Source organism: Rhodopirellula sp. SH410, assembly GCF_055811895.1.
On record NZ_CM147949.1, the window covers coordinates 4,448,735 to 4,474,233 of the forward strand.

The window sequence follows — 25,499 nt, forward strand, 5'->3', positions numbered from 1 at the left end:
TTATTCTTTCTTGATGATCCCTTTCTTCTTGACCGCTTTTTTGGCTGCCTTTTTCTTGGTCGCCTTCTTCTTGACGGCTTTCTTCTTCGCAGCCTTCTTCTTGACCGCCTTCTTCTTTTTCTTCGAAGGTCCCTTGGCGGCGCGTTCTGCGAGCAGGTTCAGTGCGGCTTCAAAGGTGACTTCTTTGGCGTCGGTTCCACGTGGAATCGATGCGTTGGATTCACCGTCGGTCGCATAGGGGCCAAAGCGCCCCTCGAGGATCTTGACCTCTTGGTCGGTGACCGGGCTCTTCTTTTCGAAAGCGACAATCGGCTCTTTGGGTGCGGCGCGGCCGCGTTTCTTGGGTTCCTTCAACAGCTTGATCGCTTCGTCAAAGGTGACTTCGATCGGTGAAACCCCCGGAGGCAAGGAACGCGTTTCTTTCCCGCATTTGACGTAGGGGCCATATCGCCCGTCGTGCGCCAACACGGGCTCGTCGTTCTCTGGGTTCTTGCCGAGATCACGCGGCAAAGTGAGCAGCTGACACGCGATTTCAAACGTCAGGTCTTCGGGAGCGACGCTCTTGGGAATCGATTGATTGCGTTTTTCTTCGTCGTCCTTCTCGCCGAGCTGGATGTATTGCCCGAACCGGCCCGCCTTGATGTAGACGTTTTTGCCGGTTTCCGGATGGACACCGAGCGGTTCGTCTTCGCGAGCGGAGGCGTCGAAGAGCTCCATCGCTTTGGCGAGCGTCATCTCATCGGGCGGTGTGCCTTCGAGGATCGCCGCCTTGCGATCGCCTTGCTCAAGAAACGGGCCGTACTTCCCGACGCGGACGAACACCTCTTCGGAATGATCGCCTTGCTCCGGTGTTCCGAGCGAGAACATTGCCGACACGCGGGGATCAATCTCTTCGATTTTTTCAGCGAGTCGCTTCTTCAGACCCACGGCGGCCTTTTGATTGGGGGCGAGCTCAACGCCTTCTTCATCGCCAAAATAGAAGCCTTTGAGATACGCAAGCGATTCGGCTTCTTGCCGACTGATCGTATCGAGGAAGTCTTCCATCTGCGCGGTGAAGTCGTAGTCGACCAAGGCCTCGAAATGCGTCTCCATCAAGCGAATCACACTGAAGGCGGTCCAGCTCGGCACCAGGGCGCTGCCTTTCTTATAGACATAATCGCGCTTTTGGATCGTATCGATGATCGATGCGTACGTACTCGGCCGGCCGATGCCTTTCTCTTCGAGCGTGCGGGTCAGCGATGCTTCACTGAATCGCGCCGGCGGCTGGGTGGTGTGGCTCTTGGGGTCCATTTCGGCGACCTGCAACGGATCGCTCTCGGACACCGTTGGCAGCAGGCGCTCTTTGTCAGCGAGTTCGGCTTCGGGATCGTCACTGCCCTCGACGTAGGCTCTCAAAAATCCTTCGAAGAGGATGCTGGTGCCTGATGCTGTGAACGTGCACTCGCCACCGCTAACGGTGACGGCAATGCGTTGTTTCTGCGCATCGGCCATCTGGCAGGCGACAGTACGCTTCCAAATCAGTTCGAACAACCGAAATTGGTCAATATCGAGTTCGCCTTGGACCGCCGCGGGAACGCGGAAGGGAGTCCCCGCCGGCCGAATCGCTTCGTGAGCCTCTTGTGCGTTTTTAACTTTGCCTTTGTAGGTTCGCACGCTCTCGTGCAGGAACTTCTCACCGTACTCGCTCCGCACCAATTCACGGGCCGCATTGACCGCTTCGGTCGACAGTGTCGTCGAGTCGGTCCGCATGTAGGTGATGTAACCGTTTTCGTAGAGCCTCTGGGCCGCCTGCATGCAGCGCCGGGCGGTCATGCCGAGCTTGCGGTTGGCCTCCTGCTGCAGCGTGCTGGTCGTGAACGGGGCTTTGGGGCGTTCGACGAACGGTTTGACCTCGACTTTCGTGACCTGGAAATCCCCATTCCGCAATCGCTCGGCAAGCTCTTTGGACTCGACCTCGTCCATCTGCAGGAGTTGCGTATTGATCAGTTTCCCGGTATCCGAATCAAAGTCTTTGCCGGACGGGATTTTACGTCCCGAAACCGTGCTCAGCGTCGCGGGCAGGGAATCACCATTTGCCGTCGTGAAGATCGCTTCGAGATCCCAATATGTCGCGTTGTGAAACGCGATGCGTTCACGTTCTCGCTCGACAATCAGCCGGACCGCGACACTCTGCACGCGGCCCGCCGAGAGGCCGCGGCCGACCTTGCGCCACAGCAACTGAGAGACGTCGTAGCCGTAGAGTCGATCGAGAATCCGGCGGGTTTCTTGGGCCCGGACCAGCCCATCGTCGATCTGGCGGGGCGTATCGAGGGCGTGCTGGATCGCGTCCTTCGTAATTTCGTGAAAGACGAGCCGATGGACGGGCACGGTCGGTTTGAGCAACTCGAACAAGTGCCAACTGATCGCTTCCCCCTCGCGATCCTCGTCCGTCGCCAGATAGAGGCTGTCGGCGTCTTTGAGTGCCTCTTTGAGCTTGTCCACCTGCTTTTTTTTGTCAGCGGGGACAATGTAAACAGGCTCAAAATCCTTGTCGACGTTCACGCCAAGGTAAGCCCATGGCTCTTTCTTATACTTTTTCGGGATATCCTTCGTCCCCCCCGGCAAGTCACGGACGTGCCCCACGCTGGCCTCGACCTGGTATCCACTGCCGAGAAATTTCGAGATCGTGCGGGCTTTGGCAGGTGATTCGACGATCACCAAACTTTTGCTGGTCGGTTTAGCCATGAAGGAACGGGGCGTGGGAGAGAGGAAAACGGCGATAAATCTCGGACACGAATGTTGGCGTTGTGACGGAAACGGCGCCAGACGTCAACATGAGCTAATGAACCAGACGGCAGATTCCACACTCAACGCAACCCCCGACCGCGCAGATATTGAGTTGAAAACGAAGCGATGGCAGCATGCGGCAGGCGACCGCCCTCGCCGTCATGGCACCCTGCCGTTCAGATTGATCATCGACGCGCGATCTCTTGCCACTGACCATCAATGAGGCGCTGCTGAGGCATAAAGCGAGATTTGTAGTTCAGGTGCGGATTACTGCGGACGTACAATCCCAAGTAGATCCATTTTCGCTGTTGCTCAGTGGCCCATTGAATCTGTTTGAGCACAGCGAGCGTGCCGGGGCTGTATCGCGATGCGGCGGGATCGAAATGGGTGTACACCGCGCTGACACTCGTGCGGCCCACGTCCATAATCGAAATCCCAATCAGCTGATCGCCCTTGCGAATCTCCAGTTCGAGCGTCGGCCAGCACGAATCGGTCAAGAAGGAGCGATAGTCCGCCGCGTCGATCGGCGGACTGTCTCCCAGATCCCGTCCGGCGCGGTGGGCGTTATATAGGCGGACTCGCGCGGCATCGACGATGGGAGTTTGCCAGGTCAAGGTGAGCTCCCTCTCTGCCCGGCGGAGCACGCGTTTGTACGAACTGCTGAGATGAAACTCCGAAACGTCCACGCGTGTTGGCTCGCACGCGTGGCAGGGTGCGCATCGGGTGTAATACAACAGCGAACCACTGCGGCGGAAACCGCCCGCCAACAGCCGATCGACGTCTGCTCCGTCGAGCGGTGTGGCGGGGTAGAACAGTGGCATCCGGGCCGTCACGGAATCGATGTAGGGACAGGCCGACGGGCTGTCCTGAATCGGCAACAATCGATCGCGAATCGGCAAGACTTGGGAAGGAAAATCGTCAGCAGAACGTGGCATCGAATTACTGTACCAGCCCCTCGGTGACCTGTAGGAAGACATCTTCGAGACTTTTGCGATGGGAGGCGATTTCCGCGACCGCAAAATGGTGCTCGACCAACCAAGCCACCAATTCCGACTGATCTCGCACATCACCAGCAAACCCGAACCGTAGGAGTTCCCCGTCAACGATGGGCTCACCGAGAACATGGGATGCGGGGGAACCGGCCCCCTGCTCGGCGCCACTGAGCAGCGCGGCCGCTTCGGTGGCCCGGTCGAGAATCCGCACGGTCAGCTCGCGGGTCTGGTTCCGCTGGAGTTGGATCTCATCAACGCTGCCGGTGGCCAGCAGTTGGCCTTGTTCGATAATTCCAACGGCATCGCACATCTCGGCCAGTTCGGTGAGGATATGACTGCTGATCAAAATCGTTTTGCCGCGATCCGCTAACTCGCGAATCATCTTGCGCAGTTGAATCCGAGCCCGTGGATCGAGCCCCGCGGCGGGTTCGTCGAGGATCATCACGGCGGGGTCGTGTACGAGCGCACGGCCCAAACACAGCCGCTGTTTCATGCCTTTGGACAACCCCCGAATCGGCTTATCCTTCATGCCGATTGTGCCCGTGAACTCCAACACCCACTTCAGTCGCTGCGTCCGCTGCCGGCCCACCAAACCATACGCACGGGCGAAAAAGTCCAGGTATTCTTCGCAATTGACGTCCCGATAGGTACCGAACGAATCGGGCATGAAACCGAGTCGTCTGCGCACCAACTCGGGATCGTTGACGACGGAGAACCCGTCGACAAATGCGTCGCCGTAGCTCGGCAGGTCGAGCGTCGAAAGAATTCGCATCGACGTCGTCTTGCCCGCGCCGTTGGGGCCGATAAACCCAAACACATGGCCGCGGGCGACACTGAAGGAGATGTCGTGAACCGCCTTCGTCTTCCCAAAATAACGATAGAGACGCCGCAGCTCGATACAGTCATTGCCGTTGGTGTGAACATTCATGGCAACGTTCCAAATACGTAGTGAATACTGTCGGTGACCTCTGCGGTCGAGATCGCCACAGCGTCGCTGGTCAGATCCGTCAGGCCGAGGAAACTGTTGGCGGGCAAGTCCGCCCGGAGCTGCATTCGCTCTTGCAGTTCGTATTCGAACGCTCCTTCGTTTGGTTTGCTCACACTATCGAGTGTCGATAACTGCTGCGTGAGCAGATCGGTGGTATCGTTCTGGCGGCGCACATTTCGCCGGGTCGCCGCGTTCCCCTGGCCGACAACGCTGCTGATCAACCATTGTCGTTTATACATCTCGCCCATCCGTTTCGAGGCCATCTCCCGACTGATCCGAGTTGCCTGGGCGGTGGCGCCTGCGGCGAGTTTCTCGATGTAGAAATACCGTTTTTGAGCGTCACAGATCAGCAACTCATCCAGCGCGTTCGCTGTCTCACTCGATACCATGACCGACTCCGGACCGGTGTAATCCGTACCGTCTTCAAACTGCTTCGTCGATGTCGTCGCCGATCCGCCGGGAACCGGTTGCAGGCGGATACGGCCCCATCCGTTGCTGGGCCGATGGACAACGAACTGTCGCTGTTGACGGCTGGGCAAAAAGTCACGGTCGAAACGAACCGCTTCGGATGTGGCGGTCACGAGCCCCCGGGTTTCGAAACGCTCATCTTGACGGGACTCCCAACTGCGATTTTGGTTATCCGGATAAAGAGTGATCTCGGCGTCAGCAGCAAACGTCAGCCCATCGGCGGGCCGAATGCCAGCAAAATACGTGCTGCGAGTGCGTGTGAACGCGTCGCCGGTGGCGCCGTCAACCCACGTGATCTGTCGCGTTCGCACGCGGGTGCCAAAACCATCGGCAACGACGCCGTAGCCCAACATGGCACCGGTGGTGGCCAACGCCAGAACCGGGGCAATGGCAAACATCAGATAGCTGCGCCCCGCCCGCGCGGTTTTTCGATAAGCGACCGGCCCCACCAAAATCACGAACAGACCAAGTAGTCCCATGAACGTGTACACCGGTGGCTGCGCCACACCGGGAATCACCCACTGGAAAAAACGCTGACTGCCGAGAATCGGCTCGGCACCGTTCCGGGTCAACCGCGGACGATGCCAACTCATCAAATGATAGACAGCCGCCCACTGCAGGATCTGCACGGGTTCATCGTCTATCCGCGGTCCCAAGAAGATCACCATCCCCGCCAGATCGTCATGGCGACGCACGCCTGACGGTCCGGTTGCCCGCGATACCGGATACTGCTTGAGAGACTGCCGAATCATCTGGGCGCCCGTCGGGAACCAGGCCTGCCACTCTTTGATTCGTTCTGGGGTGAGATCGGCGTACGGGGCTTGGTTCAGAAACATCTGCTCGTCCATCCTGGCATAGGCCTCAAACCTCGCGGCCGTCCCCCCGTTGGCGACCACCTCGAGTGGCTCCTGCGCAGGAGCGATATCCGCTGGCACTCCACTCGCAGCGACCGATTTCGGCGACGCGTCGCGGACGATCACCACCCCGCCGGCGTGCATCCAATCACGAAACGCGACCGCCGCTGGGGAACTGGACGTTTCGACAGCCTCCCAATCCGTGCGGTGAATCATGATCGCGTCAAAGGGACGCAACGCCCGCCAATCCAGCGGCATGTCCTGCATCTTCACCGTGGGGAATCGATTGGGATGCTCTGCCCCGCGGGCGCGTGGTCCGGGAATGCGGCTCCCACCGATTTCAGCCCACTGCTGCGGCGTGCTGGCAACGACAAATGGAGCGGCATTGTTTAACAGTGACCAGAGCTGCAGCGATTCCTGCCGGACCGCTTGATCGACATCTGACTCGATCCATAAAACTCGCCACGCGTTCTGTTGCGCCTCGTCGACATAGGCCGCATACCCAGGATCCGCAATGGGTTCTCCCATGACGACCCTGCCATCGGGAACCTCACGGCCATCCTCTCGCAATTCAACCTGATAGAGATTGCCAAACGAAGTCTTGGGGACATGGCGGCTCCATCGCATTCGGCTTGTGCCCTGCGGAATCGGCAGCGGCAGGGAAATACCGACGCTCGATTGAGGCGGCGAATGCCCCGATGCCAGCGGTGTTAGTCGCACTTCCAATTGCCGTTCCGCGGTCGTCGGGCCGCCCGTGGTTGCGAATTCCATTTCCACCCGCATCGTGTCGGCCGTAGCGAGGGTTGCAGTTCGGATACGGACGGTCCAACCCGTTCGATTCGTAACCGTGGGCAGACGCACCTCTTGACTGGTCTCGTCGTCGAGAAACCGCGGCACCACTGGGGGAACACTCTGCGATGGCGTCTGGGCGTGCACCGTCTCGCTCGCGAGGGCTGCCACCAGGAACGTTGCCACCACCAGGAGACAGCCCAGAGAAAGCAAGGACCTAAGGATGCCATGAACAATAAGTGACGGGTTTACTGTAGTGGATCTTGTTAAAGATCCTGTTCTGGATGGATCTTTAACAAGATCCACTACGCCAGTTATTGATCCCGCGTTCCTAACGGTCTTGCCCGAATTCGCGTAGGCCTGGGTCATCACTGTTCCCGTTCACGTGGTTTGAGCAATTGCGGCGGTAGCTGGTCTTTGGCAAACGGATTCCCTTCGCGGGCGTTGTCGAACTCACCAATCACCAACCGCGCCGTCAGCCACGCCAGCAAGAAAGCGCCTGCGGCGATCAGGAAGAAGAAGCCCAACATTGCCGCGGCGACCACAACGGCTTTGGCCAACGTGGCTCCATCGCCGGCGGCGCGAGCAATGGCCGCGATCAATGCTGCCACCCCGGTCCACAGCATCATGGCGCGAAACGAAATACGTGGCAGCACGCGACTGCGAACAATCGGCTGCATCGACGACGGGGCCGGCGGCGGCGAGGAGGAGGTCGTTGGCATGCTGGTGCTGTCTGGGTAGGTGGATCACGACCGAGCCCGAAACGAAACCGCGAAATGCGGCTATTCGCGCGGTCGATGGGTCTCGAACATCGTTTGTGTGCTCTGTTGCAGCTCCTGAATATCCTTCAGTGCCTTAACCGTCTTTCGATACAAACTTTCCTGCGCTCGAATCCGCTTTTGTTTTTTGCCCGCGACCACCCGCTCGTAAGAACCGTCGCTACGCATGGCCCACGCATTCTGATTGTCACGGAAATACAACTGTAACGTTTCTCGCAGGCGTTTGCGAATTGCGGGATCGATAACCGGCACCAACAGTTCGATACGACGGTCCAGATTTCGAGGCATCCAATCCGCGCTGCTGATGAAAAGCTGCGGATCACCTCCATGGCGAAAGTAGATCACGCGTGCATGTTCCAAAAACCGATCCACGATCGAAACCACTTCGATCGATTCACTGAGCCCCTCGATCCCCGGTCGCAGGCAACACACACCACGAACGTTAAGCTGAATTTTCACTCCCGCTTGGCTGGCCTCGTAGAGCGTATCAATGACTTCCTTGTCCACGAGCGCATTGAGCTTGACCATGATCTGAGCCTTTTGGCCTTGCCGTGATCGCTCGGTCTCGCCGCGAATGAGTCCGAGAATCGTGCGGCGGAGGGTGAGTGGCGCGATCGCGAGCTGTTGCAGTGGCTGCGGATGGCTCGCACCGGTCACCGCGTTGAAAAACATCGTTGCGTCGGAACCGAGCGTTTCGTCTTTGGTGAGGATCGAAATGTCACCATAGAGATTGGCGGTGACCTCGTTGTAATTGCCGGTTCCGAAATGCATGTATCGCACCAACCCGTGTGGTTCGCGGCGGACGATAATGCAGACCTTCGCGTGAGTTTTCAACCCCCGAATTCCGTAGATCACCTGCACACCGGACTGCTCCATCTCACGCGCCCATTCGATGTTGCGCGCCTCATCAAAACGAGCCTTCAGTTCCACGATCGCAGTGACGTATTTGCCACGCTCGGCCGCCCGCTTGAGGGCCGCGACGATGGGGCTGTCGCGACTGGTCCTGTACAAGATCTGCTTCACCGCCAAGACATCTGGATCCGTTGCCGCTTCTTCGATCAATCGGACAACGGGATCGAAAGTCTCGTAGGGATGCATCAGCATGATGTCCCCAGCGGCGATCGATGCGAACATGGGCTCGGCAGGATTCACCGCGGGGCTACGCTGCGGTGGCCAAGCCTCGTCACGCAGTGAATCAAAGCCTTTGGCGCCGTGCAGCCCAAACAGGTAGGTCAAATCCAAGGGCCCGTCGATCCGGAAAACGTAATCGGGATCCACGTAAAAACTCTCCGTCAGGTAGTTGCGGATCTCGTCGCTCGCGGTGGCGTCCATTTCCAGTCGCACCACATCAGAGAGTCGTCTGCTCTCGAGCACCTCCTCCATCCCGCCCAGCAAATCGCCCGCCCCGTCTTCACGTAACTCCACGTCGGCATTGCGTGTAATCCGGAATGGTTTGCACTGCACCACTTCTCGGCCAGGAAAAAACTCGTCAACAAAATGCGACACGAGATCCTCGAGCAGCACGTAGCTGAAACTCGATTCGTGGGCCTCAGAAGGTCCATCGCTGAAGACGTCTGCCGATAAATCCGTCGCGTGCTTGTCGATCGGCAACGGCACGATCCTGGGTAACGTCCGGCCGAGCGGAATGACCGCGAACTGCGGTTCGTCCCGATTCGATTCCGGGTCAGTATGTGGCGCAGTACTCGGCTCATTCGCGGGCAGAATCTGAGGCATGTTCTGGGGCGCCAACTCCGCGGCACCTCGGAGCTGGACGCAGAGGTGGATGCCCAGTCCCGGCAGCATCGGAAACCGACGATCGTGCAACGCCTGCGGTGACAAGACGGCGACGACATCGCCGCGAAAGTGCTGCTCGGCAACCGTTCGCAGTCGTTCGCTGCAACGTTCCAAGTCGACCCGAGTGATTCGGTGCTCGGCGAGTCGGGGCTGCAGATCCTCGAGCAGGATTTTGTATTGGCGGCTAACGTGTCGATGACAACGCGTCGCGACCGCCTGCAATTGCTCGCTCGCGGTCAATCCCGCTGGATCGCGACGCCCACTCGCGCCCTGACCCTGCAGCTTCAAACTGCCGACTCGCACCATCACAAACTCGTCGAGATTCGACGCCGTGATCGCCAGAAACTTTGCTCGCTCGAGCAAGTCCACGCGCCCATCATCCGCCTGATCAAGAACCCGAGAATTGAACTCGAGCCAGGCAAGCTCGCGGTTGAGGTAACGTGGCTCAGCTGCGGCAGTGGACGATGACACGTAGCTATCTCAATTCAAAAGGACGTAAAGGGACAGAGGATCGGCGGGACAGTTGCCGCAGCTATTTTTCTTGCGGCTCCGACGGCGCCGTAGGATCGGGTTCGGTTCCTGGCGATGCCTCCGCAGAGCCTTCCTCAGGTGCCTGATCCGATTCGAGTGGGTGACCAAGCAAAATGCTGATCGCTTTGGGGTAAAACTCCTTGCCGTAGGTCAACTCGCCGCCTTGATGCCCGACGGCACCCACCAGCACCGCGACCAATAATAACCCCGCCTTCCAAGTCGTGGTCAAGCGTTGCGAGCGATTTCGAATTGAAAAATAGGCCACAATGGCGAAAAAACACGATGCGACGGTGACAATGACAGCCGTCCAACGATGCCAAAAAATCTCCGCATCGAAGTCCAACCGATTCCACGAACCGTAGCCCTTCTCGACGCTGAAAGACCATCCCATCAACGTCGCGACGAGCGCCGAAGCAGCACCGATCCACAAGCACGCCAAAGGGATCTGCGTTCCCACCGCAGGCCACTTCCATCCCAACACGACAAACAACGCTCCGATCACCAATAAAGCAATCGGAAAATGAACGGTGGCGGGATGCAAGAAACCCTGGAAGGACCACACACGCGAGGCCAAGCCTCGGTTGTGAGCCAAAATCTCGTCGACAGCGGGCAGCGGGACTCCCGATCCATCGAGCATCGCATCTTCCGGCCAATCAGCACCCTCGTCGATCCACAGCCGAACGATCGCCAGCTCGCCAGGACTGAGTGGCCCCCCATGACTTCGCGGCGGCATCAGCATGTCATCGTCTTGGGTAGTCAGATAGTCCGTGAACAGACTGCTCGAGAGAGCATCATCCGCGGTAACGTAGTCAAACATCAAATCGGGATCATCGACGCGAAAATCATTCTTGGCCTCATCGGGGCCGTGACACTGCATGCAATGTTTCCGCAGGATCGGGATCATGTCACGCTCGAAATTCACGACGCGTCCCTCCTCGTCGACGGGCTGCCGGATGACCGGCTCAACGGCAACGTCTTCCATCATTTCAGTCGTGGACTTCCCCACGATTTCGTCTTCGCTCGCTACCGCGGTGGGGCACCAGAGCGTCAACGCCCCAATGCTGAACGCAACGGCAGCGACCATGGTTTTCGAGAGGTGATAGCGAGGTGGGATATGCATGGTAAATCCGTGCCGTAGAGGCAACCAAGGTGGGAGGCGGGAGAGGTCGGTGGGAGAGTAGGCCAGGAAAGGCAGCAATCGAGCTACATTGTAGTGTGATTTCCACCGCTCTACCAACCACCAGCAACCGACACCGCCGCAGCCGCACGCCCAGTGCCCGCGGTGAGCGATCGCTGCGGTGGGTCGGGTGCCCCACTGGCCCATTGACCATGAGCAGGCGATGGCCTTCAATTGGAACTCCTGCCGTCTCGGGACGCCTGCTAAGATGTGGGAGGATTTCCAGATGTGTGCTGGCGAGCGGCCACGCCACCGCAGGACCGCACAGGACCCGCAACAACGCGGCGGTGGTGAATCTCCTAGTTTCCACTGAGCAGCTTCCACTGAGCATCCGTGAACGTTTGCGAACCCGACTATCAACCTAGACTGCGTGTGAACGTCGTTGAGCCGCTCGCCATCGCCTGCGTCATCATCGTGCTGGTCATCAGCGGCGTCGTCGCGCTGGGGAATATCCATGAACTACAGGAAAACCGCCTGCTGGTCCGGCACACCAATCAAGAACTCTCGGCACTGCGGGAAATCGAATCCTCCGTCATGGATGCTGAAAGTGCACAACGAGGATACTTGATCACCGCCAACGAAGCCTACCTGGCGTCCTTCCACTCAGCGATCATCAACGCGGAAACGTCACTTGATCTCTATGCTCAGCTAACACGCGATAGCCCGAGCCAACAACGTGCCGGAGCCGAACTCCGCAAATTGGTGGAGGATCGTATCGCCGAACTTCGATTCCTCCTCGCCGTGCAAGATCACGACGGGCCCGAGGAAGCCCGCCTGACCGTTGCCACTGACGTTGGGAAACGCACGATGATCCGTATCGCCGAAAATGCGGATCGGATGAGGCAAAGGGTAGCGGATCTGTTGTCCGAGCGAGAGCAACTCGCATCTCACTCCTACCAGAGCGGCCGAACGACCTCGGTGCTATCAACTCTGATCGGACTGATCCTCGTCGGCGGCGTGCTGTATCTCCTCCAGCGAAATCGACGCAAAGCCGAGCAGGCCGCGACCGTGCTCGCCAAGACCCGGGAACGATTGCAGATGGCCCTCGACGCGGCGGAAATGGGATCATGGAATATCGCCCCGGCGACCAATGAACTCATTGGGGATGCCCAGTTCGAAAAGATCTTTGGTTTTCAACCAGGCGGTGTGACCTACCAACGTGCCATCGATGCACTCCATCCCGACGATCGAAGCCGCGTCGAAGCAGCGATTGACGCGGCGATTCGCACCGTTAATCCGCAGCCGTATGCCTCCGAATATCGGGTGGTGCACCCTGACGGGGCCGTGCGTTGGGTACTGGCCAAAGGCGCGGCCCATTTCACGGGGCACGGCCGCGAACGCGTTGTGTCGAGCTTTGATGGGACGATCACGGATATCACGCAGCGCAAAGAGCAGGAAGAACGACTGCGTCAGAGCGAGCGTTCTGCCCTGGCGGCCAGCCAAGCCAAAAGCGAGTTCTTGGCCAACATGAGCCATGAAATCCGCACACCGATGGCGGCGATCCTCGGCTACGCCGACGTCTTGCTGGGCCACCTCCAAGACCCCGATAACCGAAATTGCGTACTCGTCATGAAACGCAATGGACAACACTTGCTGGAATTGATCAACGATATCCTGGACCTCTCGCGAATCGAGGCCGGCAGACTAGACATCGATGTCGATGTGGTCTCGTTGCCGCAGCTCGTTGCTGACGTGCAATCATTAATGCACGTCCGCGCCGCTCAAAAAAAACTCCCCTTTCACGCGCAATTCGACAGCAGCGTCCCTGAAACCATTCGCACCGACGCGACGCGACTGCGGCAGGTGCTGATAAACCTGATTGGTAACGCAATCAAGTTCACCGAGCAGGGCGGCGTTACCCTCGCCGTCGCGTACGATCCCGCCCAACGGCTGTTAATGTTCTCCGTCGAGGACACAGGGATCGGCATCAGCTCCGATCAGCAACGACGCCTATTCCAACCTTTCTCTCAAGGCGACTCGTCCGTCACTCGGTCCTACGGTGGCAGCGGTCTGGGGTTGGCGATCAGCCAACGACTCGTGCACATGCTCGGCGGGGAACTCTCCATGCACAGTCAATTGGGAGAGGGGGCAACGTTCACCGTGAAACTTCCGGTTTCCGCAACGGATGACGTGAACCTCATCCAACCGGATTTGGTGTCCCTGGCGCCCGAACACGACGATGCCCCCGCCCCTGATCCCGTCTTGACGTGCCGCGTCTTGGTCGTTGACGACCGCCGCGACGTTCGACATATCAGTCAGCATTTTCTCGAAAAGGCAGGCGCCGTCGTCTGCACCGCCGAAGACGGACGGCAGGGCGTTGAGACCGCCATGACAGCCCGCGATGCTGGGCGGCCGTTTAACTTGATCGTCATGGACATGCAGATGCCCAACGTCGATGGACTGCAAGCCACCGCGATGCTGCGGTCCGCTGGCGTGCTCGATCCGATCATTGCGCTGACGGCCGACGCGATGAAAGGCGATCGGGAAAAATGCCTTGCCGGTGGTTGCGATGACTACCTCTCCAAACCGATCAACCACGCACAATTGGTTCGCATGGTCGCACGCTACACACAGGACGTTTCTCGAGACGAACTGCAGCAACTCCGACGCGACCGGGCACGCGAAGTGCCATCGCCCCTGCCATCGCCCCTGCCATCACCCCTGCCATCACCCCTGCCATCACCCCTGCCCAAATAGCTCTCCGTCCCAGTGTTGCCCCCCCCCCAGCTTCATCACCCCCCAACACCGAGCAGCGCCACCGCGACGTGACAACTCAGCCCCCCCCCTAGACCGGAGGGCGTCTACGCGTCACTGCCGTTATCAGCTATGTTGTGCAATTCCTTTCCCGAGTCGGGACGAACGCAACAGGTTTTCTGCCGAACGATGAAACTCATCATTGCCATTATTCAACCCTCCCGGCTCGATGCCGTTAAAGAGGCCTTGACTCGCGTCGAAGTCCATCGCTTGACCGTCGTAGACTGCCAGGGGTTTGGCCGCCAACGAGGACAAACCGGTGGCATGCGAGGCCGGGATTACGGCGTCAATCTGCTGCGAAAAGTCCAGTTGCAAATCGGCGTCAACGAAGAATTCGTGCAACCGACGATCGACGCCATACTCGCCGGTGGACGCAGTAGCGAACAAGGCGAACTCGGCGACGGCAAAATTTTCGTGCTGCCCATCGACGACTGCATCCGCATCCGCACCGGCGAACGTGGCAGCGACGCGATCTAAAGTGCCCTCACCGGCCGCGCCTCATTCGAAAACGCCCCCACCCGCTGGACCGCCCGCCTCGCGTTAGCTAAAATCCAGGCTCAGACACTTGGGGTTGTAGCTCAGCTGGGAGAGCGCTGCGTTCGCAATGCAGAGGTCGAGAGTTCAAATCTCTTCAGCTCCACTTTTTAAGTCCTTTCCCGATAAGGACTTGCGTCTTAGTGTCGGTGATACCTTTTTGGCCAACTCACTGTTGATACCTTTCGTGATACCTTGGGGAGGACGGAGGGTAGCTGGGCGACCCTGAAACTGCCTTTCAGCCCAAGCTGCTGAGGCGTCTCGCCACGGCCTGAGCTTCACCGCTTCAACTACGCTCTCGCTATGGCTTGAGACCGCCGTCCTTTCAAGCTTAGCGCCCGGTTAATTGACGGACAGCTCCGAGCCCACATCGGTCCCAACGGGGCAAAGCCCTGCTCCTTTTGCTACGCCAGGACCACCGTCGTAGCCGCCTTCGCCCAGCCGATCTTTGACGGGGTTCCTGACCCGCTCGCAACTCACGATCCGCTCGCAGGCTATATCGTTAGGTTTCAGGAACCCGACTCCGCCGTTTTGGTGAGCACGCGTGCAGTTCTGCACGCACCTTCTTGACCTGCCCGTGCCCGGCGGAAATCACCAGGTACGTCCTGAGGATACTAGCGGCGGATTCCGTGCTTGGACTCAGGGGCTGACTCCCATGGATCTGGGCTTGTTGATGCGGATCTTCGCAATGCAATTCGGTTCTTGTCGGATGAAGTCACTCCCTGCCGCCCGCTTCTCCGCGATTCAGCTCCCACGCTTTTGTATCGCTAATCCACGCCAAGTTCGTGACTTTGCAAAAGGGCCATGGCTATTTGGAGAAGAGCGACGTCATCGATGCCCGAATGATTCGACGTTTTGGCGAGGATGTCGAGATCCATTTGACACAGCAAAGGTGACCCGAAGAGAAACGCCACCAATCGCCTGTGCGTCGGCGTTGCCAAGTCATAGGCTTGCTCAACGCGGAGAGAAACCGTCTTGCGCAAACACATGATTGCTATGCTTGCGAATTGATCGAAATCATGATTTCATACCTGCAAACGCAGCTAAAATCGATTGATGAGCGGCTGGAGGCGTTGCTCACCGAGCGAGCTAAGGATGCCATGAACAATAAGTGACGGGTTTACTGTAGTGGATCTTGTTAAAGATCCTGTTCTGTAGTGGATCTTGTTAAAGATCCTGTTCTGTAGTGGATCTTGTTAAGACGCAACCGACATTAGGTAGCTTTGCTGCGGGCGACTTTTTTTGGTGGTGCAAAAGTTTTTAGCCGGGGGTCTCTGGAGGCCCTGGTTTGACTGTCGAGGAGTCGCAGGCTCTACATGAACCGTCGTCCTAGTCGCCTATTGCCCCTGTTTTTCCTAGTTAATGGCCAATTGGAGCGAATTCTTTCGCTGGCGGCGCATTGCCACCGCTCGAAGCAGATTCCAACCGGCCAGCTTCAGTAGGATCGAAAGCTTCACCGCATTGTGGCCGCGAACGCGGAGCCGACCCAAGCCCATCATTCGCTTGAGGCAACCGTTGGTCCCTTCGATACCCGACCGCCAACGGTACCTATCGCGGAACTCGTCGCTCTGCTCGTGGCGACGACGCGCGTCGGCTCGAACCGCACTGCCGGTAAATTGAATGCGGCCGGTCGGCTGCGCGTTATCCCGATTGCGTTGGACGCGGCAGCGTGCAAGCAGCGGACAGTGCTGGCACTTCTCGGGATCCATCTGTGCGAAAGTGTAGTCGCCTTTGGCGTTGTAGTTGGTCGACTCGGGAGCGTGACCAGCCGGGCAAGACTCCAGTTCACCGGCGCAGTTGAGCTTGAATTGGTCGTAGCCGATTTCATCAGCATCGTACTTCTTCGAGCCTGGCACCGGAGCGACCAATTCGACGCCTTCTTGCTTAGCCGACTCGACGTTGGCGTCGCCACCGTAAGCGGTATCAGCCAGCAGTTCGTCTGGCATGGCGTCCCGCTTTTTCAAGTCCTCCAACACCGGCGAGACCGCATCGGCGTCGTTGTCCGCAGCGGTTTCGACTTTGGCCGAAGTAATCAAGTTCGGCTCGCCGTCTTCGTTGAACGTCTCGGCGATTTGAACCTGGTATCCGGCTCCTTTGTGACCGCTGTAGGTCGCGTCGGGATCCGACGGATTGACGATCACATGGCCGCCGGTTTTCTTGCGAACTTCGACGAATTCTTCCCGAAGTTCGCACTGCTGGTTAAAGATCGTTTGCAGTTGTTTGAAGGAGTCCCAGTCGCAGATCGGCTTGGTTTCGGTTAATTCATTGAGGATTAAGCAGAGGTCTTCGGCGGCTTGCTGCAACGCAATTTTCCGCTGTTCGGTAGTGCGTGCGTCGCCAAAGATTCGGCTGTCGGATTGCTTGCGGTAGCGGGCCAAAAGCTCGTCGTCAAATCGGTCGATCAGCCTAGCCGAACCAGACTGAGCGTCGTGCTTTTCGACTTTCTTGAAGAACCGCCGCAGGGCCACGCCGATCATTTGGGCGCGTCCCAGGGTGGCCATGTCGCTGAGCACATGGGTGGAATCGAGACGCTGTTTTTTGACTTTGACTTCCATGCTTTGCAGCAGGGTGTCGGTAACGCCTGCGAAGATCTCCTCACTGATCTTCTCGTTGCTTTGCATTCGAGCGATGTAGCGTTCAATGGTTCGCTGAGTGACTTCGGTGCTTGGCTCCAGGTTCAGTGCGTACTGGATGTCGGTTCGGAACAGCAGTGCTTCGTGGGCCTGGGGGACAGTCCAACCTTGAAAGTCACGGATCCAAAGGAGCGCGATGATCGCGTGCAACTCAAAGGTTGGTCGTCCTTGATCGTCACTGAGATGCTCACCGACGAGGCCGATGGGCATCTGCTCCAAGAGCACGTCGCGAAGGAGGCCCTGCCATCCGTTGTCAATCATCTTTCGCCCCATGGGGCCGATGACGCCCTCGAACGGGTCGAAAAGTCTTTGCTGCGTAGGTAGTTCGATGGTTTTCACTGACTAACCGACCACTCGAAGAAAAAAGCTAAATCCATACAGCAAAAGGTAACGCATCTCGCCCACGAAAGAAGCCGGTAGCATGAGACTTTTGTCGGGCGCGTCTGTTAAAGATCCTGTTCTGGATGGATCTTTAACAAGATCCACTGCGCCAGTTATTGATCCCGCGTTCCTAAGACGGATCCGAAGGTCAATATTCTTCTGAGCGTACCAGGTGTCGGTAGCAGCACTGCTTCGACCATTCTGGCAGAATTGCCTGAGCTGGGCACTCTCAGCCGGGCACAGATTGCAAAGCTCGTCGGGGTGGCGCCAATCATCAATCAAAGTGGCAAGTCAGACAAGAAACGCCGTGCACGAGGAGGCCGCTCGCAAGTTCGCTGCGTGCTTTACATGGCAGCCATGTCCGCAGCCCAACACAATCCGGTGATTAAGCGATTCTACTCGCGGTTGCGCTCACGTGGAAAACTAGCCAAGGTGGCCCAAACCGCAGCGATGCGAAAGCTGGTCACAATCCTGAATGACATGGTTCGCAATGGGGAATCATGGCGGAAGGCGGACGTAAGCCTATCGAAATAAACGAGGCGACCACAGCACCGTCGTAAAACAGCAACTCTGATCGCCTCACGTGCTCGATACATCATTGAGGCATCGGCGACGGGGTGATCCCTCACGAGGTTGCATCTCTGCAGAGCCTCGATCTGTTTCACCCAACGGGTGCATTGCAATGCTGCGCCCAGAGATTGAAGAATCATTTGAACATCTGGCGCCATGCCTGAAAAATCTCGGGGGTTCGGGGGCTGGCCCCTGACCAGCACGCAAGCTCGGCTGCGGGCGGTACGATCCTCGATGGAGTCGTGTGAGTAGACCGCGAAGGTTTGCTTCGAGATCTGCTTGGTACTCCTCCACCGTGACGTTATCAACACCAGGCACTTTACCTCGTTTGAGTCGGCGAAAGGCATACCACAACAGCTCATGAGTGAGCAGCGAAAAGAGGTTATCGAAAACCCCTTCGTGGTTCGCCTTCGCTCTCTGAGAGATGCGATCCAGCCGGGTTAGCACCGAGTCTCCGTCACTGAGTACGGTCGGTGCCCGGTCTGGACCGCGTGTCATCCCGATCCGCTTCCCTGCTCCGATATTACTCGGCATGTCGCGTCCCGATTGGCATTCGGGCCGCTGCGGTACTACTGGATCGTCCGATTCCCTGAAAGTCATTTGTCTTCGTTGCTTATTCCACTTCTAGGACATACTCGATCGATCGAGATCGGAAGTCGCGAATCGATCAAGAACCTCAGGGCCTCACTGGTTGCCTGATTGACATGGTGTGTAGCGCGAGCGGGGCGCCGACTCCGGATCTCTACTCACAGCTTGCCAGTGACGCTGTGAGCAATGTTACCTTAAGGCATGCACAAACCTTGGGCAGATTCAACAGTTACAAAATTTCGGAGCTAATCCCGTTCACGGTCACAGGGCTACCTGTGATCCATTCACCCTCACTACCTTTCTGTGTACGCTTCAACCAACGACTTCGTCAACACGCCTTATACGTTGGCTGCAACACTCGATACCGGGCGTGTGGCTAGCACTTACCCAGACGGGATTCACACCCGCTTGTCAATCAGACCTTGCCAGTCCGCACGTGCATCGCGTGGTTCCCCGCTCCGCAGCGGAGTAACGCCGACCACCAAGATCGACATCAACCCGATCATATCGAGCAAAACGTACGACCGCAAAGACGACCACAAAAAGCAATCCGTTTCGCGCGTCGTCCACGCAGCTATTGCGACAGCAAGTTGTCAGTCTCAATTCGTCACAGTCGTTGGCAAATCCAAGATGCTCAAATGTAACAGACGACAGTATTATGGCGCTCGGGTTCGGCGGAGAACAGCTACGATTCCCGTCATCGCTAGCCATGCAATGAGGATCGCGAGCGATCCATATGCGAGGATGTTCTCACCGCGTGTGGGTGGACGTTCGCTATGCAGCGAGTAGCCAACGCACGCGATCATGAAGATCGTCAATGCACCGCCGAACCATTCAGATGTGAGAGTCCGCGCTAGCATCATTTCAGTCGGGGAACGGTTGCGATGACCGGGCCGCCGCGGACGATCATCCACTTCAGCAATCACGGCTCGGCGGCTCCGTGTCCATCGCTTGGTTCTGCCTTCGGTAGGTCATCGAGTTCAGTGACACCACATGTGTCACGCAACCACCTATCAGCCGTATCATCATACCTCGCCCCGTTGTTTGACAGCAGGGAGTAGAACTTTTCGTTTAGTTCGTCAAATGGATCGTGTATATCGACGTAATTGGGGACCGGAAACCGTTCCAATGCGCGAATGCGTTGTTCCCTGGACCGCGGGTAAGTGCCATCGGTGAGAGTAGTCATTGCCTCTCGAATCACGTTGGCTACATCCTCAAGTCCAGCCCGATCGCACCATTCAACCATTTCAGGAGCGAACACTCCCGTACCATTGTGAAAGAATTGGTGGAACCCGCCGTTGTCGATGTCGGATTTTCCGTAGTCCATTCCGGATAGAAGTTGGATGTCTCGTGGAAGGTCGGAAAGTGATGGGTCGTATCCATCGTCAGTCCAGCAGTCGAATGGATACACGTCGTGTTCACGTCGCCATCGATCATGAAATGGAGGCTTGTAGTCGCCGAATGACATGCGATCAAAGTCTGAGTTTGTGGTTGATGGTACCCGTGCGATCCGGCCCAGCAGCAACCACACCGCTAGGAAAACGATGCCAAAAAAGCAGAGGACGAGTTGCCGTTGCGTCACGTCACGATCTCAATGGCAGAACGAATTGCGATCTATCCGCATGTCAGGCGTAGAAAAAGCTCAACTTTGTCGGTTGAGCTGCTCGCCTGACGTGCGGATAGATCGTGCGTTGAACTTTGAACGAATTGCGATCTATCCGCATGTCAGGCGTAGAAAAAGCTCAACTTTGTCGGTTGGGCTGCTCGCCTGACGTGCGGATAGATCGTGCGTTGAACTTTGTCGCCACACTGCTGGGCTCGCGTACCGAGTGATGCGGCGGTGGCGACCACGAACTCTATTCTATCGCGTAGTAGCCACCGCATTCTAGTCCTGGGAGCATTGGCTGGCTGCTTGGGGCACTCACTGGATCCAGCGTCGCCGCCGCGACTGCGTATGCACCTTCTACCGGATGTTTCAGGTACCAGTCGTAAAAACCGTCACCATTGGCACCGTCCCAGAACGCTCGATCTGATCCTTGCAACGAACCGGAGTACCAGGCTGGCATCGTTTTGCTGCCACGTGAAAATATCTCTCGCCAAGATGGACGCGGAGTCGTCGATACCACTCGCAGGGTCGCCTGCTCGCAACGCGGGCACGTTGGCTGCGTCGATCTTGGTTCGGTGGCCTCAGGTTCCGCGGGTGGGAACTCCATCGCGCCGGCGGCATACGGTAGCTCGGCGGCGTTGATGTCGTCGATGCAACGCTGCTGGTAACTCGCTTGTTGACTATTGCTCCAACCACCAAAGTATCGTGTCTTCGTCAGCTGATCAGGCTGGATATGGATGCACCAACTACGTACGAATTCGAGTGTGGTGAGCGTCACCGGAACTTGCCTTGACTCACCGCCCTGCTTGGTTCCCTCGCGAGCCATGAACGTCACTTCATATTCATCCGCCGCGACGATGCGTGAATTGCTGATCGGACCGCCCGTTAAGTAGCGAGTCAGGTAACCAATCCAGTGGACTGGGCGTCGAGATCATGTGCTCTCGCCGGCAATGCAGGTAAATCATCGTCGTGACGAAGCTCGCGTGACCGAGCAGCTTGCTGATCGTCAGCAAGTCCACGCCCGCCTCGAGAAGTCCCGTCGCGTAGGAGTGACGAAGCGTGTGAGGTGAAATTCGTTTGCGAAGCTTCGCCATACTGGCCGAGTGCTTGATCGCCTTGAGAATCGACGTGTGATTGTAGGGCCTGTCCGGCAGGTTGCCGGGGAACAGGAGAATGCTCGGTTTGTAGATCTGCCAGTAATCTCGCAGCTCGGTCAAGAGTCTCGGTGAGAGCGGTACTTGTCGATCTTTGCCTCCCTTGCCGTGGCGGATGTGAATTTGCATCCGCTGCGAGTCGATGTCGACGAGTCGCAGATTGGCCGCTTCGGAGAACCGCAACCCCGTCGCGTAGAGCGTCGTCAGGAAAGTTCGCTGTTTGAGGTTCTTGGTGCACGTGAGCAGCTCGTTGACTTCATTTCGGCTGAGCACAACAGGCAGCGTCTTAGGTCGTTTCCCAAACGGCACCATGGAGACCGGCCAGGGGACACGGATCGAATGGGTGTAGAGAAACCGTAAAGCACAAACGGCTTGGTTGAAGCTGCTATATGCAAGATTCCTGTTTTCGATCAGGTAAAGCTGGAAGGATCTAACGTCTTCCGGGGTTGCCTGGTCCAGCGGCTTTTTAATGAAGTCACCAAACCGCTTGGCATGGTAGGTGCAAGCGTCGATCGTGGCGCCCGCCATGTGGCGGATCTTCATGTCTTCGGCGAGCCGCTGGGTCAGTGGGCAAAGGCGTTTTTGGTAGGGAGTCATGCGTGGAATTCAGTAGTAGGCAACCTGCCAGCTCACGAAGTGCGAGTGGTCAAGCAGGAGACCCAGTACAATTGCCGTCACAAGAAGCGCAACCTCTTTAATCCCTTTAATCGTTAAACGGAAGAAATAGCTGTCGGGTACATCCCCTATAACCGGCCCGGTTACCGACGCCCTGATCCGCACCGACTTGACGGTGCAGGTGGAGCATCAGCCAAATGAATGGCCCGCGTGCTGACGGGGAATCGCATCAGGGGGACGCCACGGTGCGTCGGAGGCATCCCCGCGAAGACTCAACGAGCGAAGCTGATCAACTCAGTCCGTGGCTGGCAAGGATGCCAGCCCACCACCCGCAGGAATGCGGCCAGCCAACTGAACACATCACTCCAAGCACTGCACCGGAGCAATTCGATTAAGTTCAACGGTAGACATCACGGGGGACGGACGAAAGACTCTCCACTTCAGAAACCGCGCAAGCCGTCCTCGCGTGCATGTCATGCTTCTGGCTCTTTTTGAAGACAGTTGCGAACCATAGACGTTTAGTATTGTACAAAAGATCAACCGCGTGCGGAGATCAGTAAATCGGCAATTTGGTTGCGAAGCAAGAACGAAGCGACATGAAACGCAATGAGGAGGGACGCAATGAGCAGAAATCGCTGACGACGAACGGCCAACGCAAGCACGATTCCGTAGACTGCAAACTGGGCGAAGTACATCGTGAAAGCGGCAATGTTCTCAGATCGAAGCAGAATGCGGAGAGGACGATGCAACGGAAATAATACGTCGTCGGCGGAACCATCTCCATGCCCGAATCCGTGCGAAAGCACCGCCAGTCCCATCGCGACAGGAGTCACGAGAACTCCAAGTAGGATCGGCCACCACCATCGCGTTGGAATGTCGGGGGCAGAAGATTCCTCGTCGGCGCGTGTTTCGTATGGGTTTTCCATGCAGTGTTTTCGCGGAAACTACTTTATGGCAGAACGCCTGCCGTAACCGGGCACGAACGGAAGACTTTGATTTCAGCTGCCGCATGAATGAGTGCTCCGGGAGAGTAGACCGGGGTCTCTTTGGTTTAGGTTACGCTTTGTGCTCACTGTTTGCCACTGGTTTTCCGTTGTGGTGTCACAATATTTCAACCTTGCCTCATTGACCCTCGGCCCCTCGCAGATCCGGACGTGCCGCGTTACAGCATCCGGCTCCCAGATGTCACTTGTCCCTCGCACTCAGCAACTCACGGTTCATCGCGATCAGGTCCTTCAATTTGGTCGGCCCCGCCAAGGGATGAAGTTCCGTGAAGCGATTGAAATCGTCCCAGTTCACATAGCTCTTCTGACTCCGACGGCTCAAGTGACGCTTCGCCATCCGACGAACCTTGCTACGATACGCCATCAGCATCGGCCAATTGTCATTGATGCCGTAATACTGATAGTGACCGCGAAGTTTCATGTTAAGCGTTTGCCACATCTCGCCGACCGGTGTCGAGAGCTGATGATGAAACCACAGACGCATCTCCATCAACTTCACTCGAAGTTTCTTACCTGACGTTCTCCGCTTCAGCTTGAACTTTCCTGCCCGCGACAGGCCACAGTAATGAGTGAATCCGAGGAAGTCGAACGTGCTCGGCGCGCCTTCGCCACGTCGCTGGTGATCGCGACGTGCAAAACGTCCGATCTGCTTCGTACCCTTCCACCGTGACGTTATCGACACCAGGCAATTTACCTCGTTTGAGTCGGTGAAAGACATACCACAACAGCTCATGAGTGAGCAGCGAAAAGAGGTTATTGAAAACCCCTTCGTGGTCAGCCTTCGCTCTCTGAGAGATGCGATCCAGCCGGGTTAGCACCGAGTCTCCGTCACTGAGTACGGTCGGTGCCCGGTCTGGACCGCGTGTCATCCCGATCCGCTTCCCTGCTCCGATATTACTCGGCATGCCGCGTCCCGATTGGCATTCGGGCCGCTGCGGTACTACTGGATCGTCCGATTCCCTGAGAGTCATTTGTCTTCGTTGCTTATTCCACTTCTAGGACATACTCGATCGATCGAGATCGGAAGTCGCGAATCGATCAAGAACCTCAGGGCCTCACTGGTTGCCTGAATGACATGGTGTGTAGCGCGAGCGGGGCGCGGACTCCGGATCTCCACTCACAGCTTGCCGGTAGCGCTGTGAGCAATGTTGCCTTAAGGCATGCACAGACCTTGGGCAGATTCAACAGTTACAAAATTTCGGAGCTAATCCCGTTCACGGTCACAGGGCTACCTGTGATCCATTCACCCTCACTACCTTTCTGTGTACGCTTCAACCAACGACTTCGGCAACACGCCTTATACGTGGGCTGCAACACTCGATACCGGGCGTGTGGCTAGCACTTACCCAGACGGGATTCACACCCGCTTGTCAATCAGACCTTGCCAGTCCGCACGTGCATTTCATGGTTCGTCGTCAGTATCTGGGTTCGTGGCGCACGACGATGCCGGGACAAAGTTCCTTGAGTTGCGCAACGCCGTCATCAGTCACAAGTGTACCTGATAGGTCAACGGACATCAGATCGTTGATCGACGAAATGGCAGGTATGGCTTCGTCCGTTACATGTGATCCGTTTAGGCGGAGGATTTTGAGTGATCCGACGTTGGCGAGTAATTCAAGCTGTGAGTCAGTGATATCGCAATCCGTCAGATGGATCGCCATGATTCGTTCGAGTCGGGCGATTTTGCGCATTGAAGCGTCCGTCACGTGTGCGCCCGCAAAGTCGATGTGCTCGAACGATTTGTATGTGGCAATTTGAGGAGAACCAATGGGCACTACGAAAGACACCCAATCAGGGTTGTTGTTCTCGTCGAAGCCAACGTGGTACGCACCCATTGAGCGCAAGTCTGACTCAATGCGAAGACGCTTTCGATAGTCGCGGGTCGTCATCGCCACAACGGTAAATACGATCACCACCAAAGCAACAATCAGCAGTGATGCACGGACGCTAAATCGCAAACAATCTCCAGTTCGACGAACGTCGGCCATCAGTGGGTACGGCCGATTGATTTTCTACTTCTAAACGCCTGATGCCGTACTCCACTGCATGGCTTTGTTACCCGCCGACCATCACGGACAAGATCACAACGAGCATCGCAGCAATAACGACGCATGCCGACCCACCAGATCGTCGCCAACATGCAGCAGCAATCCCTGTGAGTGAAGCAACTGCGGATGTGGCCAAAAGGAGCAAAGCGTGACCGAAATCCAAGCCGTAACGGCCAGGTCGATCGAAGCCAATGTCGCCGAACAAAAAAACAAACGAACAGGCCAGTAGGATACCCAATACGATCCATGCAACGACGGAAATCTGTGGAAGGTCCACTTCGTCGATCTCCGACGCGCTGCCAGCATGGGGCGGTTCGTACGGCTCAGGCTTCATCAGGACAGTGGTGCATCAGTGCGTTCAGTCGGGTAACGAATTGCGATCTATCCGCTGGTCAGGCGTTAGAAAAGCCCAACTTTGCGGGTTGAGCTGATCGCCTGACTTGCGGATAGATCGTGCGTTGAACTTTGTCGATC

Annotated in this window: 17 protein-coding genes, 1 tRNA gene and 1 pseudogene; 4 read left to right on the forward strand and 15 right to left on the reverse strand. The window is 57.2% G+C overall.

Annotated elements, in window-relative coordinates:
- The 7 genes from topA to SH410x_RS16220 all read right to left on the reverse strand — a co-directional run bounded on the left by topA (position 1) and on the right by SH410x_RS16220 (position 10,946).
- Positions 1 to 2,724 carry a type I DNA topoisomerase gene (topA, locus tag SH410x_RS16190; RefSeq protein ID WP_473668874.1) on the reverse strand — a complete coding sequence of 908 codons (2,724 nt, stop codon included), beginning with the start codon at positions 2,722 to 2,724 and terminating at the stop codon, positions 1 to 3.
- Between the two features lie 227 nt (positions 2,725 to 2,951).
- A complete protein-coding gene (locus SH410x_RS16195; protein WP_473668876.1) occupies positions 2,952 to 3,701 on the reverse strand; it encodes an arginyltransferase in 750 nt (249 codons plus the stop codon).
- A 4-nt stretch (positions 3,702 to 3,705) separates the two neighbouring features.
- Entirely contained in the window at positions 3,706 to 4,686 is a 981-nt protein-coding gene (locus SH410x_RS16200; protein WP_473668878.1) for an ABC transporter ATP-binding protein, read from the reverse strand.
- The gene (locus tag SH410x_RS16205) at positions 4,683 to 7,043 is read right to left on the reverse strand and encodes a hypothetical protein (protein WP_473668880.1); all 2,361 of its coding nucleotides are present in this window, start codon (positions 7,041 to 7,043) and stop codon (positions 4,683 to 4,685) included. The genes SH410x_RS16200 and SH410x_RS16205 overlap by 4 nt, the downstream gene beginning before the upstream one ends.
- A gap of 182 nt (positions 7,044 to 7,225) precedes the next feature.
- Entirely contained in the window at positions 7,226 to 7,579 is a 354-nt protein-coding gene (locus SH410x_RS16210; protein ID WP_473668882.1) for a hypothetical protein, read from the reverse strand.
- 60 nt (positions 7,580 to 7,639) lie between these two features.
- The gene (ppk1, locus tag SH410x_RS16215) at positions 7,640 to 9,901 is read right to left on the reverse strand and encodes a polyphosphate kinase 1 (RefSeq protein ID WP_473668884.1); all 2,262 of its coding nucleotides are present in this window, start codon (positions 9,899 to 9,901) and stop codon (positions 7,640 to 7,642) included.
- A 61-nt stretch (positions 9,902 to 9,962) separates the two neighbouring features.
- On the reverse strand, positions 9,963 to 10,946 hold the full coding sequence (locus tag SH410x_RS16220) for a c-type cytochrome domain-containing protein (protein ID WP_473677326.1): 984 nt from the start codon (positions 10,944 to 10,946) through the stop codon (positions 9,963 to 9,965).
- 525 nt (positions 10,947 to 11,471) lie between these two features.
- On the opposite strand from SH410x_RS16220, the gene SH410x_RS16225 reads away from it, so the two are divergent.
- The 3 genes from SH410x_RS16225 (at position 11,472) to SH410x_RS16235 (ending at position 14,532) form a co-directional block, all read left to right on the forward strand.
- Entirely contained in the window at positions 11,472 to 13,835 is a 2,364-nt protein-coding gene (locus SH410x_RS16225) for a hybrid sensor histidine kinase/response regulator (RefSeq protein WP_473668886.1), read from the forward strand.
- Positions 13,836 to 14,021: 186 nt separating this feature from the next.
- Positions 14,022 to 14,369 (forward strand): P-II family nitrogen regulator, encoded by a 348-nt coding sequence (locus SH410x_RS16230; protein WP_146409662.1) that lies wholly within the window; start codon positions 14,022 to 14,024, stop codon positions 14,367 to 14,369.
- A 90-nt stretch (positions 14,370 to 14,459) separates the two neighbouring features.
- Positions 14,460 to 14,532, forward strand: a tRNA-Ala gene (locus tag SH410x_RS16235).
- A gap of 1,249 nt (positions 14,533 to 15,781) precedes the next feature.
- On the opposite strand, the gene SH410x_RS16240 is transcribed toward SH410x_RS16235, so the two are convergent.
- A complete protein-coding gene (locus SH410x_RS16240) occupies positions 15,782 to 17,398 on the reverse strand; it encodes a transposase (protein WP_473668888.1) in 1,617 nt (538 codons plus the stop codon).
- Between the two features lie 186 nt (positions 17,399 to 17,584).
- On the opposite strand from SH410x_RS16240, the pseudogene SH410x_RS16245 reads away from it, so the two are divergent.
- Positions 17,585 to 17,974 (forward strand): annotated as a pseudogene (locus SH410x_RS16245) (transposase); the annotation flags it as partial.
- A gap of 1,546 nt (positions 17,975 to 19,520) precedes the next feature.
- On the opposite strand, the gene SH410x_RS16250 reads toward SH410x_RS16245, so the two are convergent.
- The 7 genes from SH410x_RS16250 to SH410x_RS16280 all read right to left on the reverse strand — a co-directional run bounded on the left by SH410x_RS16250 (position 19,521) and on the right by SH410x_RS16280 (position 25,359).
- Positions 19,521 to 20,180: a DMP19 family protein gene (locus SH410x_RS16250; RefSeq protein ID WP_473668890.1), complete on the reverse strand. Its 660-nt coding sequence runs from the start codon at positions 20,178 to 20,180 to the stop codon at positions 19,521 to 19,523.
- Between the two features lie 274 nt (positions 20,181 to 20,454).
- Positions 20,455 to 21,114, reverse strand: a complete 660-nt coding sequence (locus tag SH410x_RS16255) for a transposase (RefSeq protein ID WP_473677327.1) — start codon at positions 21,112 to 21,114, stop codon at positions 20,455 to 20,457.
- Positions 21,047 to 21,955, reverse strand: a complete 909-nt coding sequence (locus SH410x_RS16260) for a tyrosine-type recombinase/integrase (protein ID WP_473668892.1) — start codon at positions 21,953 to 21,955, stop codon at positions 21,047 to 21,049. The genes SH410x_RS16255 and SH410x_RS16260 overlap by 68 nt, the downstream gene beginning before the upstream one ends.
- 554 nt (positions 21,956 to 22,509) lie before the next feature.
- Positions 22,510 to 22,899: a hypothetical protein gene (locus tag SH410x_RS16265; protein ID WP_473668894.1), complete on the reverse strand. Its 390-nt coding sequence runs from the start codon at positions 22,897 to 22,899 to the stop codon at positions 22,510 to 22,512.
- A 259-nt stretch (positions 22,900 to 23,158) separates the two neighbouring features.
- The gene (locus tag SH410x_RS16270; protein ID WP_473668896.1) at positions 23,159 to 23,659 is read right to left on the reverse strand and encodes an RNA-dependent RNA polymerase family protein; all 501 of its coding nucleotides are present in this window, start codon (positions 23,657 to 23,659) and stop codon (positions 23,159 to 23,161) included.
- 733 nt (positions 23,660 to 24,392) lie between these two features.
- Positions 24,393 to 24,965 (reverse strand): leucine-rich repeat domain-containing protein, encoded by a 573-nt coding sequence (locus tag SH410x_RS16275; RefSeq protein ID WP_473668898.1) that lies wholly within the window; start codon positions 24,963 to 24,965, stop codon positions 24,393 to 24,395.
- A 67-nt stretch (positions 24,966 to 25,032) separates the two neighbouring features.
- The gene (locus tag SH410x_RS16280; protein WP_473668900.1) at positions 25,033 to 25,359 is read right to left on the reverse strand and encodes a hypothetical protein; all 327 of its coding nucleotides are present in this window, start codon (positions 25,357 to 25,359) and stop codon (positions 25,033 to 25,035) included.
- Between the last annotated feature and the right edge of the window lie 140 nt (positions 25,360 to 25,499).

Coding starts and splice junctions, on each gene's coding strand:
- topA (WP_473668874.1), bottom strand. CDS start 2,724: ATGGCTAAACCGACCAGCAAAAGTTTGGTGATCGTCGAATCACCTGCC.
- SH410x_RS16195 (WP_473668876.1), bottom strand. CDS start 3,701: ATGCCACGTTCTGCTGACGATTTTCCTTCCCAAGTCTTGCCGATTCGC.
- SH410x_RS16200 (WP_473668878.1), bottom strand. CDS start 4,686: ATGAATGTTCACACCAACGGCAATGACTGTATCGAGCTGCGGCGTCTC.
- SH410x_RS16210 (WP_473668882.1), bottom strand. CDS start 7,579: ATGCCAACGACCTCCTCCTCGCCGCCGCCGGCCCCGTCGTCGATGCAG.
- SH410x_RS16220 (WP_473677326.1), bottom strand. CDS start 10,946: ATGATGGAAGACGTTGCCGTTGAGCCGGTCATCCGGCAGCCCGTCGAC.
- SH410x_RS16230 (WP_146409662.1), top strand. CDS start 14,022: ATGAAACTCATCATTGCCATTATTCAACCCTCCCGGCTCGATGCCGTT.
- SH410x_RS16260 (WP_473668892.1), bottom strand. CDS start 21,955: ATGACTCCCTACCAAAAACGCCTTTGCCCACTGACCCAGCGGCTCGCC.
- SH410x_RS16265 (WP_473668894.1), bottom strand. CDS start 22,899: ATGGAAAACCCATACGAAACACGCGCCGACGAGGAATCTTCTGCCCCC.
- SH410x_RS16275 (WP_473668898.1), bottom strand. CDS start 24,965: ATGGCCGACGTTCGTCGAACTGGAGATTGTTTGCGATTTAGCGTCCGT.
- SH410x_RS16280 (WP_473668900.1), bottom strand. CDS start 25,359: ATGAAGCCTGAGCCGTACGAACCGCCCCATGCTGGCAGCGCGTCGGAG.